The following is a 13479-nucleotide window of genomic DNA, read 5'->3' as shown; positions in this document are numbered from 1 at the left end:
CCGGCATATTCAGCACAATGAAATGCAGATAATCAATTCAAAACAAATGATACTGTAATCGGTAAATAGAAAGGCAGAATAGTCTGTAAGTTGATGGCTATTCTGTATGGTTACTATCTACGGGTGATTAAATATTAGTTAGCTGCCGGCCATATTCCATCGTAGGCGGAATTTCCATAGTCGATCTTCTCAGCGCTGACAACAAAGCTGATGAGCATATTGTTGCTGTCTATGGCTTCAAATTCAACTTCATGCTGAATTACATATCCGTTTTCCCAGTTTAAAGTAATCAAAGTTCCTTCTTCATGGGATTTGTTGAATGTAATCTCTCCGTTTGTCGGTTTATATTTTCCGTTCAACAGGCTTTCAAGAATATCAGACTTTTCAGTAGCTTCTACTGTCAGTTTGATCAGTGCGTTGGAAGGATCTGATGCTACACGTCCAGATACATCTATAGATCTGGATACATGATAGTTGAGTTTTAATAACTTTTGTCCTTCTCCTCCATTGAATTTTAAGATTGCTCTCGAGTTTTTTTCAGCCATGATTAGTACATTTTAATCATTAATAATATTCGGTGATTGGTGATTGTATCACAAAGATAAAACGGTTATTTGTATTCAAAAAATATTCAGGCATCAATCTGAAAATTTGTAGTAATTCTACGACTTTTCAAAAATATTTCCATTTTTTTTGATTTAAAACAGAAGATAAAAACCTCTATAACAACTAATTATATTAAACAATACATTTTACATTAAAAATAGATTTTACACTTAATCGAGAAATAATAAAAAAGAAATACAACTTTTTGATCTATATGCTGTAAATTCCAGCCACAAAAAAAGCAGCCGTAAATTAATTATTTACGGCTGTTTTTTATTTATGATTTTTCTTTTCGAATTTCTGCTAATTTTTTCAGATAAACATCCGTTTGATCCAAAAATTCCTGATCCGTTTGCTGAATTTTAATGTTTGGAATAATTCCCTGACCTCTTTTCTGATCGGAAAGTTGCTGAGCATCCTGAATCACATGTACAATTGAAAACCCGGTCTGAATTCTGGTATTGGGAAGCTCATAAACAACCGGAAAATGTCCGTTATGTTCATAATATCCCCCAACAGTCTCTTTTCCTATGACAATAGCATTGGTGTATGATTTTATTAAAGATGCCAGATGGGAACCTGCAGAGGCCACATTTTCATCGGCAAACAGATAGAGTTGTCCTTTAAAAGTTTTATTATTGGGTAGAATTAAAGAATTTTTATCATCCGCCCAGTAAAATTTTCCCTGAGCCTCCTTGGGATATTGTTCTTTCAAATATGCATTTAGCCCATTTTTGTCTGTAACTCCGTTGGATAGGAAAAGAGGTGTAATCACCAGCCTTTCTGCCATGGGCACTACGTTAAATTTAGAATAAGCGTAATGACTGTCACGAAAAGGTCTTTGGGTAAGATAAGTGAATACTTTTTCATACAACTCTCCGGTTCCGCCAGGATTTCCCCGCAGGTCAATGATAAGATGTTGTATTTTTTCTTCGTCTAAGGTCTGTATCATGTGATCAAGAAAATCACTGAACTTTTTATATGCAGGGTCTTCCGTTCCGGTTGCAAAATCAAAAGATCTTATCGTCAAGCGGTACATACCCTCACCTACCTTGTCAAGGCTATATTTTTCGGAAAACACTTTTTTGGAGGCAACAGAATATCGTGATTCCTGAAGTTTTTTAGAATTTTCAAATGATATTCCCGGTAAAGTAACCTGGTGTTTCTGATTATTTATTTGATAGGTGATGATATAATTTTTATGAGTTCCGAATTCAATATAAAATTTATCCAGCATTCCTTTTTCAAATCCTGCAGTTTCTTTATATGGCCTGGAAAAGCCGTCGGAGAAATAATATTGAGAAAACCGGCTGATGATTTCTCTGGCAGGAATATCGTTAACAGACAAAATTTCAGCACCCAGCGGAATGGCAACATTCTTTGAATTCTGCAACAAACGCCCATCAATATTCTTTAGAGTAATAGGCAGATACTCCAGCTTTTGAGGCAAATAATAAGAGGCATCATTCGGAAGATGGGTAAAGTTGTGGCAACTTCCTTCAAAATCAGTAAGTTTAGCAATCACTTTATAGAAATTGAACAGGTTTGTTGTATTTTTTACCTCTGCTTCTGCCCAATTGTAAATGCTGTCTATTTGTTTTTTAGTTCTGTAAACAAACAATCCTGAATTGGCCTGTTCCCTGATAGTACGGAAAACATGAAGATCTTCTAAAAGTTCATCAGAACTTAGCTTATCACTTAAAACAGGTAAACTTCCGGATTCCGTAATTGAAACTTTAGCTGTTTTACTTTTTTCGACATAAGATTTTGCCCAGATTTTAAGTTCATACTTTTTACCTTTTTCCGGGGTAAAATATAATCGTTCAACGCTTTTAATTCCTCGGGAATCGTCCTGTTCTTTTGCTTTCTTTCCGTCAACAGACATCGATACCGCAAGATTAGCATCGCCGGACTGAACTGAAATCCAGCCGGGCTTTTTGGATTGGGGAGTATATTTTAAAGTGTCTCCTTGTTTTAGATCGGAGTACGTTTGTGCATATGCTGAATTGATTACCAATAAAAGAGGGATCAAAAGGGCTTTGGTCATTATTATTTTTTTTGAAAAGCTAATATACAAATTAACTTTATCCACTAAATTGTTAAAAATAATTGTTTTTTTTAACCAAATCATAACTTGACACTAAGATCCTGAACCTCTTCTGCTGAGAACCCAAAAATCTGCGGTGTTTTTATATCTAAAAGGTTCAGGTAAATATATATTTCGGCCCGATGGTGGATCTCATGTTCTACCATTGCCCGAAGCCATTTCCAGACTGAAATCTCACTGTTGGCGGGAGTAAGGCATTTAAGGTTAAGATCTTCATCAGACAGACCACTAATGATTTCTATAGTCTGCCGGTGCATTTCATTGAAATATTGTACAATATTTTCGTATCCATCTGCTAATTCTTTACCACATCCCGGGTAGGCACTCTTCCTTCCTGAAATAGTTTCTCCATACATATATCGCTCAATTGCCGCAATATGCCTGATTTGATCACCAATCGTAAATTTTCCGGGTTTATACGAAAAATCCAGATATTCGGGTGGAACAATTTCTATTAAGCGATTGGTTCTTGCCCTTATTTTCTCATAATAGTCGATGAATGAGGCTGCAGATTTTATTTCCATGTTGTCTATTTTTTGAATCCACGAAGATCAAATTCAATATTGTGAATATAGGAAATCCTGAAAGAAAAGTCGTACTACCATATAGAGATAAAAAAAGACAGTGATCAGTAGCAATAATATTTGCAGACTTAGTAAATATCTGATATTTTAGTTAAAAAAACATAACCATGAAAATCTGGATTTCTTTGAGCATTATTTTGCTCGGGCTCATTAATATCTCTGCACAAGGCGTAAAAATCGACACTGAAAAGCTGCTTGGATTTTATGAAACACAACGCTATGCAGATGCAGCCCAATATCTTCAAAGTATATATCCTGACAATACACAGGACCTGAAGGCATTAACTCAAATCGCCTACTGCAATATGATGGCCGGAAAATTATCGGAAGCAGAAAAAAGTTATCTAAAGGTTTATGCCATTCAGCCTGATAATCTGCCAGTTTTATTCAGCTTGACGAGTATTAATTCCAGAAGAGGCAATGCATCGCAGGCAAAATCTTATCTCCAAAGAATTATTGAGCTGGATAGCCTTAACTTCAGTGCTTATAAGCAAATGGCAGCTTATGAAGATACACCGGACAGCAAGCTGAAATACCTTAAAAAAGCCAACACTCTTAATCCGACCGACCCTGATGTGGCTTATGATCTATCCATGGTCTATCGTGAACTCAAACAGTATCAGCAGGCTTATGATATTTTAAAAACAGCAATTGCTGCCGATACGGAAAACTTTACCCTTCAACAGGCTCAGTTGCCACTGTCGAATCAATTAGGTAAATATCAGGAAGTGATTGAAACGGGCGAAAAGCTTTTGAAAAACCGGGCAGATGCTAATGTTATGAACGATCTGGGCCAGGCTTATTTCTATGTGAAAGACTATCAGAAATGCATCGATCTTTATAAAGCATTGGAAGTGCTGGGTATTCAGAATGAAGGCACTTTGTATTATATGACATTGAGTTACCGTGAATTGAAAGATTATAACAATGCTGCGGTATATGCTCAAAAGACTATCGACGAAGCTATTTCAGAGCATACACCAATTTATTATGCAGCGTTGGCAAGTATTTACGAAGCAAAAAATCAATATAATGATGCTGCAACAACTTATAAAAGAGGATTAACATTTGCCAATAACAATATGATATATTACCGTTTGGGACTTCTCTACGATCTTCATCTTAAGCAGGCTAAAAATGCAGTTACGTACTATCAAATGTATCTTAAAAACAAACCTGATCTGAAAAAAGAAAAAGAACAGATTGAGTATGCAAAGAGTAGAATTGCTGCCTTAACAGGAATAAAATAGATATCAAATTTGGTTTTCGGACAGGAGTAATAATATTTTATTTTTCCACATAAAAATTTATTATATTTAAATTAAATTTAATCATATTATTTTTTATAAATATTTATCATAACAAAATGATCATTTATATGAAATTATGTTTCGAATTAAATCCACAAAAAAACCATAAACCTTATGAAAACAAACTTAATTACCAAAATCTATTTCCTGGCTGCATTATGCATTTTCTCTTTTTCTTTTGGAAAGAATATGATCGCTACAGAAAGGAGCAATATCTATGAAAATACAATAGAGAAAGAGCATCTTCCTTCGATCAATACTCTCAGACATCCGGTTGGCAATCTTTACCAAACTTCGATGTCTGTTAATACCTCTCAATATGTAAACGGACCTGTTGATTTAATATCTGTCCTTCAAGATCTGGGACTTTTCAACCTGATACCAATTGACACATCCTTAAAACTGTTGAGTATTGTCAGTGATTTGAATACTTGTTTAGCAGGCATAAATTCTACGACCATTGATACGATCAATCAAATTATCGCTTCCATTATATCAAGCTTTCAACCTATGTTAAATGTTCTTGATCAATTAATATCGAATGGAGCCACTACTGATATTATTTCTAAAATGGCCAAAACTATAACCATGTTAATAAGTGTCAAAACGGTTCAGACTATTATGGCTACAATTAAGAAAAGTCTTAGTCAATCACAATGGACATGCCTGGTAGATGCGCTTCAAAAGCTAAACAACCTTTAAACCAGTTGAACAATTCTTATTTTCCATGTTTAAAAATGATATTCACTACTTTTTGTGACCATCGTCACAAGAAGATTCGCTTTTGATCTGTTAATTTTGTATCAATAAAAAAACAATATTTATGAGCAATACTAATCCAAATGTAGCTGAACAGTTTATTCATTATTTAAATGAAGAAGATTTTGATAAGGCAGAAAGTTGTCTTGATCCTGATTTTAAATTCATTGGAGTATTAGGAACCAGAGAAAAAGCTTCGGTCTACATTACAGATATGAAGAAGATGAAATTCAAATATCAGATTCTTAAAACTTTTACATCCGGCGAAGATGTTTGCATCTGGTACAATATTGATATGGGTGAAAAAACAATATTATCCTCCGGATGGTATGAGGTTATTGAAGGAAAAATTCATTCATTTAAAGTTCTGTTTGACCCAAGACCATTATTAAATAATTAATTTTTCTCATTATATTACTCCTTGATCTGGAAAATTATAATGACCTGCTATAAAAAACTTAACCGGTTTGAGAGTTTAATAAAAGAATTTTCTTTCATTTTAATCTGAGATTTAAATAAGTTTGTCCTTATTTTATCTTCTTAATCGTCATTAAGGGAAATAAAAAAAATTTACAATGAAAGAATTTACATTAATCTTCAGATTGAAAGATATTTCAGATTTTAAGCCTTCACCGGAACAGATTCAGGAGCGTTTGAACTGGCTGGGAAGCATTGCTGCCCAAAACAAACTTGTAGATAAAGGAAATACTCTCTTACCGGGTACCGGTGCGGCTAAAACTGTAAAACCCAACAATATTGTTACCGACGGACCGTATACGGAAATCAAGGAGTTTATCAGTGGGTATATTATCGTAAGAGCCGAATCTATTGACGAGGTTGTAGAAATGGCCAAAGGAAATCCTATTTTTAAGATGGGTGGAAATATTGAAATCCGGGAAGTGATGAAGATGAAAGAATAATCGGAACTTTTTTGCACTTTGCAGGATCCAACTATATTTGTCGGGATTGATTATTTCAATTTTGCTGAAATAAAGAATTGAGAAAGTTCTGAAAAGATCCGTCAAATCCATCCTACCTTTTTCCTCCAATCATTATATTCCTGATCTCTGCTATCGATTTCAGGAATATCTTTAGAATCATGAATTTTGTTAATTTCTTCTGCTGATAATGGTGGAAGATATACTTTTAGTCGTTCCGCGTTGAGCCTTTCTTTATTTTCTACCGGATAAATTCCGTCAGCAGTAAGTTGTGTACCAAATTTTTGCGGCTTGCTTTGAAACACCTGAATACGGTCGTATAAATAGGCTTTATTGGTAGGATTGATATCATTTTCATTGGCATCCATCATCTGGTAACAGTCTTTCATAAACTCCGGCTCTCCGATCGCATGCTGGATAATCAGCCATGCTGCATCACTAGCTTTTTTACCAACTTTTGAGATGGTCGGAAATCCGATTTCTGCTATAATTTCACGCAGCCGTTGGGCATTTTCCTTGTGGACCTTTTCCATTTCGGGGTGATATCCGCCTGACAATTTCCCCTGAGCAGCCAGATTTTCCCTTACCAAAAGATCTTTATCGGCAAGCTCTATAATTTCTTTTTTAAATCGTTTATTCATTTCTAAAATTCATAACTTTATTTTAATGAATAGTAAGATAAGCAATTTATGATTTTCTTTTAATGAATTCCATGATAAATTGGGTCCTTTCTTCTGCTGTAATTTTCGGGACTTCAATTACATGATAGCCATATTCAAGATAAATTTCCTTCATACACTCAAAAGTAGCAATGGCTACTTCAAAAGTTTGTTTTCTTTCCTCATCATTTTGATAAATTTCTTTCCATGGCGGGAGAATAAAAACGTTCTTTTGATAGATCAGTTCCTTTGCTTTTATTTCCATTTCCTCAGGAACCAGAATGTTTTCAAGTTTAAGATATCCGAGGGTATCTAGTATTCCACGATCAAAGAAAATCGCTTCCGCAGCTGAAATTGAGCGCATTTTTTCATAGGTTTTTAAAGATGCTTCAAACATCAGCTCTGCAAAATATTTTCTGTCGATCCATGGCAGGCCGGTTCCATGACTGATAAGCTGTTCTTTAATAATTCGTCGCCCTTCTTCAGGAGCGGTGATAAAATTCTCCTTACTTAATTCCTCCAGCAAGGTTGTTTTTCCGGAACCAGGTCCTCCGGTGATAATGTATAAATTTGAACTATTCGGTTCCATCAGGTTTTATATTTTTTAAAATTAATAACCCATAGAACGTCCTATTCTTTAAGGTTACTGATTATTTTTAATGATATGTTTATAGGTATTAATGCGGTTTTCTTCCTTGTGCATATTGGATAGGATCAGAATATCATCGGTATCGTAATGTTCTGAAACATGTTGTAATCTTTGAGAAATAGATTGAGGAGTTTCAATGATAATCCTGTCTAAGATAGTAAAAAACTCGTCTTCCATCTCACTTCCTGCAATTTTTCGTTCCACTATTTCAGAAGAATGAAGCGCCTCAGGGTTTATCAACTGCCGTGACTGCAAAAACTGATAAGCCATTCCATAGGCATTATAGCGGGCTTCTTTAAGAGTATCTGCAACAGATACTGCAACAGCAACTTGTAAAGATGATGCCGAAGTATATTGGGTGTGATCGAATTCTTTCAGATAAGCTTCTGTATTTTCCGATCCGCTATCACTGTTCATAAAGGCTGCAAAAGAATACCCAACTCCATGCTTAGCAGCTTCTTTTGCGGATGTCATCCCAGAACCTAACCAGACAATTTCCGGTACGGCTTGCAAATGAGAAGGTTGTGCAATCAGTCCTTCGTATATCCCTTTTTCTTCTTTTATATATTGAATAATCTCCTCCAATTTTGTTTCCATATTGGATAAAATGACCGGCTTATGATTATTGAGCGCCATGACAGCATCTTTTAATCCACCCGGTGCTTTTCCCAACCCAAGTATAAAACGTCCAGGATAAAGGGCACCCAGAAATTTGGTCCATTCTGCAATTTTATAGGCAGAATAGTTTCTCATCATAATCCCGGCTGTTCCAACATTTATTCGTTTTGTTTTGCTTAAAACAGTAGTGGCTAAAAGTTCCGGACTTGAACTTCCGTACGCCTCCACTCCATGATGTTCGGAATACATAAGGCTATGAAATCCTGTTTCTTCAGCCAACAGAGCGAGACGGATACTATTCGTTAATCCCGTTGTCGCAGGCTCTCCTTTTGTAACCGGAGACTGGTCTAAAATACCCAATTTCAGCTTCATATTTTGCTATGAATTTTATGGTGAAGGTATAAAAAACCTTTGAATCAAGATTTAAATTGATCTTATTCTTTGGGCGGAAAAACAATTCCTTCATCTTTCATCAGATCATACCCGAATTGCATAATTGTCTCTATGACAGGTATTGATTTTTTCCCTTTTTCAGTAAGGCTATATTCTACTTTTGGAGGAACGACGGGAAACACTTCACGGTGGATCATTTCCTTGCTTTCCAGTTCACGGAGTTGGCTGGTCAGCATTTTATCGGTGATATGAGGAATATCCTTTTTCAACTCGCTAAAACGCAAGGGCTTTTCTTGTAATCTCCATAAAATAGGCATTTTCCAGGTCCCACCGATATGGCTTAATCCAAATTCAATAGGGGTATAATAAAGTCTTTTATCGTGAAAAAACTGAGGCATAATCTTAATTTTTTAGTATTGCACTTTCAAAAAAGTAAGTATAGAACCAAAAGGTAAGTATATCGCTTTCTGATAGTTCATTTTGCAAATTTGCACAAAAAAATTATGAATCTGAACAGAAATCTGTATGTATTGGCTTTAGGTGTTTTTGGAATTACCACCACGGAATTCGGAGTGATTGGAGTATTACCGGAAATTGCTTCCTCTTTTCACATCAGTATTGAAAAAGCAGGATGGCTTTTAAGCGCTTTTGCCTTGATAGTTGCTCTATTCGGGCCATTTATGGTGATTTTATTTTCATCTTTTAAAAAGAAAAATCTACTGATTGTTTCACTGCTGATCTTTGTTATAGCAAATATTGTCTCTGCCTATATTAACCAGTTTTATCTGTTGCTGATTGTTAGAATGATTCCTGCATTTTTTCATCCGGTGTATTGGTCTATTGCTTTATCTATTGCTGAAAAAACTTCTAAGCCCGAAGATAAGTCAAAAGCCATCAGTATTATTTTTTCAGGGCTTACCCTAGCCACTGTTTTGGGAGTCCCGCTTGCAACATTGATGTCTGATGTATTTTCCTGGCAGGCATCTTTTCTTCTTACTGCCTTTATCAATATTGTAGCATTAATAGGAGTTCAGGTCTTTTTACCGGTTATTGAAAAAGTAAACGAACCCCGAGTTGCTTTTAACATCCGAATATTTCGTCATAAAATTCTATGGTTCAACTTATTTCTTGCCTTTTTTACTATTGCTTCTATGTATTCTACTTATGGTTATATGGCTGATTTTTTAAAGAAAGTAACTCGAATGGATGGTAAGCAGATTAGTTTAATGTTATTCATGTTTGGTACGATAGGTATTTTGGGAAATAAAATTGCAGGAAAATACATGAGCAGGTTTCCGTTTTGGACAACTTTTATTTTTCTTATGACATTATCTTTCATTCATGTATTGATCTATTTTTATGGAAGTTCTCTGTTTCCCATGATATGGATTACCGGTTTTTGGGGACTTATACATTCCGGAGGTTTTTTGATCAGCAACATTAATGTTACCTCTTCTGTATCAGATTCTTCAGAATTCATCAACAGTATTTTTACTTCTTGTGGAAATTTTGCGGTGACGGCAGGAGCTCTGTTTGGAGGATTCTGGATTGCTCATTATGGCATTGAAAATGTGGTCTGGTCAAGTATAATCGGTATAATAGCTGCATTGATTATACTTTTGCTTCGCAGCAGGCTGGAGATAAAATAAGATTCTGATCTTATGAATAAATTTATAAAAAAATCCTTCCGTTACGGGAAGGATTAATAGTCTTATCTAACACACTGAACGTCGCCACAGCCACCTCCGCCGCCATTTCCGTTTTTGTAATAACATACGGTTGTTCCGGCAGGGCAACCACAAGCTTCACAATCGCTACCTGCTGGCGGACGTCCTCCGCTAATTGATTTTAAATTTTCTCTGTTGATTCTCTTTAAATTTTTCATAATAGATTAGGTATTAGTTTGTAGTCCACAATTTAAATGAAAAAATAAGACAACTAAGGATCTGTACTATAAAATCCGCGAACTTTAACAAATTTTCACATTTATTATTCGAAATCATTGATAAAAGCAGCATTAAATCTTATTATTTTTAAAAACGAAAAAGCCTGTAAAATAGGATATTTGAATAGCAAAAAGCTTGATAACAGGACTCTATTTAATCTACATTTTGTAATTTGTAACAGATATTTTCATAACTAAAATATTCATAAAAATATGAAGAAAATACACCATATCAACTGTGTAAAAATTACAATACCTATGAATGATGATGTTATTGGCCATTGTCTGCTGATACAGGAGGATGACAAATTGCTGCTGATCGATACCGGATTAGGCATTCAGGATGTGGAATACCCCAATGAAAGGCTTGGTACAGAATTGATTGAAGCCGTAGGTTTTCAATTGAATATGGAGCTAACAGCTTTTCGTCAAATTGAAAAACTTGGGTTGAACCCTGCCCAGGTGAAGGATTGTGTTTTAAGCCATCTGGATCCTGATCACACCGGCGGACTGGCAGATTTTCCTGAAGCAAGAGTACATGTTTCATCAGAAGAATTGATCAATTTTTACAGCGAAAATCCTCGTTATCTTGAAAAACATCTGGCGCACAAACCTCTTATTACCGAATATTTGGTTTCAGATCAAGAATGGTTTGGCTTTGAAGCCCGAAAAATAAGAACTTCATTACAAACAGAAATCTTACTAATTCCTTTATTTGGACATACTTTGGGACATTGCGGAATCGCCATCCAATGGGAAGGAAAATGGATACTATATGTGGGAGATGCCTACTATCTAAGAGCTGAACTGGAAGACAGCCAGCATCCTGCAGGAGAACTTGCAGCTGCACGAGCAGATGATAACACAAAACGCCTGGAATCTATGGAAAAAATAAAAAAATTCATCAATGATCACCCGGAAATAGAAGTTTTCGGATATCATGACCGGGAAGAATTTTTGAGATATACCGCCTACCAACTTACATAATGCCGAAAATATTTGAATATAAAAACAAAACCCTCGCTTGTTGCAAGGGTTTATTTTTATATTATTTATTCAATAAGAATTACTTCATTATTATTCCCTCATAATCTTATTCATCTCATCAAATTCACTTTCAATAACCGCATCAGATTTATAAGTGAATGATGAAACTATAATATTGGTTAAAAGAGAAAACACGAATCCCGGAATGATCTCGTACCAGTCTTTTAACGGATGCTGAAGATATACCCAGGCCAGAACTGTTATTCCACCGACCAGCATTCCTGCAAGGCCTCCCTGCCATGTGGTTTTTTTCCATAAAAGAGAGAGAAGAATCAATGGCCCGAATGCAGAACCGAAACCTGCCCATGCATTTCCTACGAGATTAAGAATACTGTCTTTAGGATTCAATGACAATAAAACGGCAATAACAGCGACTAATAAAACAGAAAGTCTGCTGGCAATCAGTAATTGTTTTGAGGTTGCTTTTTTGTTCACAAAAGCTTTATAAATATCTTCCGTTAATGAACTGGAAGTTACCAGTAACTGGGAAGAAATAGTACTCATTACGGCAGCAAGAATCGCCGTTAATAAAAATCCTGCAATGAGTGGATGAAATAATATACGGGAGAAATAAATGAAAATAGTTTCTGCCTCGGTTTTTGAACCATCAAATTTCATCATGGTTGCTACATCAAACTTTTGCAGATAAGCAATTCCTATCAAGCCAATAGCTAAAGCCCCGGCAACGGTGAAAATCATCCACGTAATTCCTATCTTTCTTGCTTTTACTAAATCTTTAGGCTTATCAATGGCCATAAAACGTACTAAAATATGTGGTTGCCCACAATATCCAAGTCCCCATGCCAATAAAGAAACAATACTCACGGTCGTTGTTCCTCTGAACAAATCCAGGTATTTCGGATCCTTAGCTTCTATCAATGAAAGAGTTTCGCCTACGCCTCCGATTTGGGAAATCGCCACAATGGGTACAATCACTAGTGCCAACACCATAATGGTTCCCTGTACAAAGTCCGTAAGGCTTACCGCCAGGAATCCTCCGAGGAATGTATATAAAACGACCACTAAACTTGTCAGCAGCAGACCTACCGTATAATCCATTCCGAAAGCTGATTCAAACAGCTTTCCTCCTGATACCATTCCCGCTGAAGTGTAGAGGGTAAAAAATACCAGAATAAAAATAGAAGAAGTGATCTTTAATAGATGGTTTTTATTTTTAAATCTGTTTTCGAAAAATACGGGTAAGGTAATAGCATTTTGAGCAACCTCGGTATAAATTCTGAGTCTTGGCGCTACGATGAGATAATTGAGAAAAGCTCCGATTGTTAATCCGATCGCAATCCACGAACTGGAAATACCGGATAAATACATTGCACCCGGAACTCCCATCAGCAGCCATCCACTCATATCAGCAGCTCCCGCGGATAATGCTGTTACTGCCGGACCCATTTTTCTTCCGCCTATTAAAAATTCTTCTGAATTACTTGTTGATTTTCTATAAGAATATATGCCTATACCTATCATTAATAATAGATATAACCCCACAGAAATCCCTTCATATACTTGCATATCATTTTTTTTATGAAGCCGAAGATAACCATTTTTTAAAAAATGGAAGGATTGTTTCAGTAAAAGGGCCGGGTAGTAAATATAAGAATCCGGATAATTAATCCAGGTTCCTTTTTATTATTAAGTGACTTAAATCGGATCAAGTGCAAACGTTAGAGATAAATACAAAGTTGATAAACATATGTTAAAAGCTATCATTTCCAACTATACTTTTTCTTGAAAAAAAGTATACAAATTCAAGACCGGAATCATCCGCTAAAAATTGACATTGACTCCTAAAATCTCCAAACTCGCATGGAATCAAACGATTCTTCTTCGTTTCAAAATCCCAGCCATG

The 13479-nt window shown here is 35.6% G+C and carries 15 protein-coding genes; 6 read left to right on the top strand and 9 right to left on the bottom strand.

Annotated features, from left to right (window positions below):
• Positions 1-134: 134 nt before the first annotated feature.
• From tssD to EG342_RS15725, 3 genes are all read right to left on the bottom strand, one after another.
• On the bottom strand, positions 135-545 hold the full coding sequence (tssD, locus tag EG342_RS15735) for a type VI secretion system tube protein TssD (protein ID WP_103294185.1): 411 nt from the start codon (positions 543-545) through the stop codon (positions 135-137).
• A 338-nt stretch (positions 546-883) separates the two neighbouring features.
• Positions 884-2653 (bottom strand): S41 family peptidase, encoded by a 1770-nt coding sequence (locus tag EG342_RS15730; RefSeq protein ID WP_164465195.1) that lies wholly within the window; start codon positions 2651-2653, stop codon positions 884-886.
• 80 nt (positions 2654-2733) lie between these two features.
• Entirely contained in the window at positions 2734-3237 is a 504-nt protein-coding gene (locus EG342_RS15725) for a DinB family protein (protein ID WP_103294187.1), read from the bottom strand.
• Between the two features lie 167 nt (positions 3238-3404).
• On the opposite strand from EG342_RS15725, the gene EG342_RS15720 reads away from it, so the two are divergent.
• The 4 genes from EG342_RS15720 (at position 3405) to EG342_RS15705 (ending at position 6286) form a co-directional block, all read left to right on the top strand.
• Positions 3405-4547 (top strand): tetratricopeptide repeat protein, encoded by a 1143-nt coding sequence (locus EG342_RS15720; protein WP_103294188.1) that lies wholly within the window; start codon positions 3405-3407, stop codon positions 4545-4547.
• Positions 4548-4721: 174 nt separating this feature from the next.
• Positions 4722-5309, top strand: coding sequence for a hypothetical protein (locus EG342_RS15715; protein WP_103294189.1), 588 nt, complete (start codon positions 4722-4724; stop codon positions 5307-5309).
• A 121-nt stretch (positions 5310-5430) separates the two neighbouring features.
• A complete protein-coding gene (locus EG342_RS15710) occupies positions 5431-5766 on the top strand; it encodes a nuclear transport factor 2-like protein (RefSeq protein WP_103294190.1) in 336 nt (111 codons plus the stop codon).
• Between the two features lie 175 nt (positions 5767-5941).
• Positions 5942-6286, top strand: coding sequence for a YciI family protein (locus tag EG342_RS15705; RefSeq protein ID WP_103294191.1), 345 nt, complete (start codon positions 5942-5944; stop codon positions 6284-6286).
• A gap of 101 nt (positions 6287-6387) precedes the next feature.
• Here the strand turns inward: EG342_RS15705 and EG342_RS15700 are convergent, their stop codons facing one another.
• The 4 genes from EG342_RS15700 to EG342_RS15685 form a co-directional block, all read right to left on the bottom strand.
• Positions 6388-6945: a DUF6624 domain-containing protein gene (locus tag EG342_RS15700; RefSeq protein ID WP_103294192.1), complete on the bottom strand. Its 558-nt coding sequence runs from the start codon at positions 6943-6945 to the stop codon at positions 6388-6390.
• Between the two features lie 46 nt (positions 6946-6991).
• Complete coding sequence (locus EG342_RS15695; RefSeq protein ID WP_103294193.1) at positions 6992-7552, bottom strand: AAA family ATPase; 561 nt, start codon at positions 7550-7552, stop codon at positions 6992-6994.
• Between the two features lie 54 nt (positions 7553-7606).
• Positions 7607-8602 (bottom strand): MsnO8 family LLM class oxidoreductase, encoded by a 996-nt coding sequence (locus EG342_RS15690; RefSeq protein ID WP_103294194.1) that lies wholly within the window; start codon positions 8600-8602, stop codon positions 7607-7609.
• Positions 8603-8664: 62 nt separating this feature from the next.
• The gene (locus EG342_RS15685; RefSeq protein ID WP_103294195.1) at positions 8665-9021 is read right to left on the bottom strand and encodes a winged helix-turn-helix transcriptional regulator; all 357 of its coding nucleotides are present in this window, start codon (positions 9019-9021) and stop codon (positions 8665-8667) included.
• A 105-nt stretch (positions 9022-9126) separates the two neighbouring features.
• Between EG342_RS15685 and EG342_RS15680 the strand changes: the two genes are divergently transcribed.
• Positions 9127-10272 (top strand): MFS transporter, encoded by a 1146-nt coding sequence (locus EG342_RS15680; protein WP_103294196.1) that lies wholly within the window; start codon positions 9127-9129, stop codon positions 10270-10272.
• Between the two features lie 62 nt (positions 10273-10334).
• Here EG342_RS15680 and EG342_RS25205 read toward each other — a convergent pair whose 3' ends face one another.
• Positions 10335-10508: a bacteriocin-like protein gene (locus tag EG342_RS25205; RefSeq protein WP_164465194.1), complete on the bottom strand. Its 174-nt coding sequence runs from the start codon at positions 10506-10508 to the stop codon at positions 10335-10337.
• Between the two features lie 273 nt (positions 10509-10781).
• Here EG342_RS25205 and EG342_RS15675 point away from each other — a divergent pair, with 273 nt between their 5' ends.
• Positions 10782-11555: an MBL fold metallo-hydrolase gene (locus tag EG342_RS15675; RefSeq protein WP_103294197.1), complete on the top strand. Its 774-nt coding sequence runs from the start codon at positions 10782-10784 to the stop codon at positions 11553-11555.
• A 90-nt stretch (positions 11556-11645) separates the two neighbouring features.
• On the opposite strand, the gene putP is transcribed toward EG342_RS15675, so the two are convergent.
• A complete protein-coding gene (gene putP / locus EG342_RS15670; protein ID WP_103294198.1) occupies positions 11646-13142 on the bottom strand; it encodes a sodium/proline symporter PutP in 1497 nt (498 codons plus the stop codon).
• Between the last annotated feature and the right edge of the window lie 337 nt (positions 13143-13479).

The sequence above is a fragment of the Chryseobacterium lactis genome, from assembly GCF_003815875.1.
GTDB lineage: Bacteria > Bacteroidota > Bacteroidia > Flavobacteriales > Weeksellaceae > Chryseobacterium > Chryseobacterium lactis.
Note: the sequence above shows the minus strand (reverse complement) of the source record. Positions and strands in the feature narration are given on the sequence as shown.

What these genes read in the sequence shown, in the direction of transcription:
- tssD (WP_103294185.1), bottom strand. Translation starts at nt 545, where the DNA reads ATGGCTGAAAAAAACTCGAGAGCAATCTTAAAATTCAATGGAGGAGAA.
- EG342_RS15730 (WP_164465195.1), bottom strand. Translation starts at nt 2,653, where the DNA reads ATGACCAAAGCCCTTTTGATCCCTCTTTTATTGGTAATCAATTCAGCA.
- EG342_RS15725 (WP_103294187.1), bottom strand. Translation starts at nt 3,237, where the DNA reads ATGGAAATAAAATCTGCAGCCTCATTCATCGACTATTATGAGAAAATA.
- EG342_RS15720 (WP_103294188.1), top strand. Translation starts at nt 3,405, where the DNA reads ATGAAAATCTGGATTTCTTTGAGCATTATTTTGCTCGGGCTCATTAAT.
- EG342_RS15715 (WP_103294189.1), top strand. Translation starts at nt 4,722, where the DNA reads ATGAAAACAAACTTAATTACCAAAATCTATTTCCTGGCTGCATTATGC.
- EG342_RS15710 (WP_103294190.1), top strand. Translation starts at nt 5,431, where the DNA reads ATGAGCAATACTAATCCAAATGTAGCTGAACAGTTTATTCATTATTTA.
- EG342_RS15705 (WP_103294191.1), top strand. Translation starts at nt 5,942, where the DNA reads ATGAAAGAATTTACATTAATCTTCAGATTGAAAGATATTTCAGATTTT.
- EG342_RS15700 (WP_103294192.1), bottom strand. Translation starts at nt 6,945, where the DNA reads ATGAATAAACGATTTAAAAAAGAAATTATAGAGCTTGCCGATAAAGAT.
- EG342_RS15695 (WP_103294193.1), bottom strand. Translation starts at nt 7,552, where the DNA reads ATGGAACCGAATAGTTCAAATTTATACATTATCACCGGAGGACCTGGT.
- EG342_RS15690 (WP_103294194.1), bottom strand. Translation starts at nt 8,602, where the DNA reads ATGAAGCTGAAATTGGGTATTTTAGACCAGTCTCCGGTTACAAAAGGA.
- EG342_RS15685 (WP_103294195.1), bottom strand. Translation starts at nt 9,021, where the DNA reads ATGCCTCAGTTTTTTCACGATAAAAGACTTTATTATACCCCTATTGAA.
- EG342_RS15680 (WP_103294196.1), top strand. Translation starts at nt 9,127, where the DNA reads ATGAATCTGAACAGAAATCTGTATGTATTGGCTTTAGGTGTTTTTGGA.
- EG342_RS25205 (WP_164465194.1), bottom strand. Translation starts at nt 10,508, where the DNA reads ATGAAAAATTTAAAGAGAATCAACAGAGAAAATTTAAAATCAATTAGC.
- EG342_RS15675 (WP_103294197.1), top strand. Translation starts at nt 10,782, where the DNA reads ATGAAGAAAATACACCATATCAACTGTGTAAAAATTACAATACCTATG.
- putP (WP_103294198.1), bottom strand. Translation starts at nt 13,142, where the DNA reads ATGCAAGTATATGAAGGGATTTCTGTGGGGTTATATCTATTATTAATG.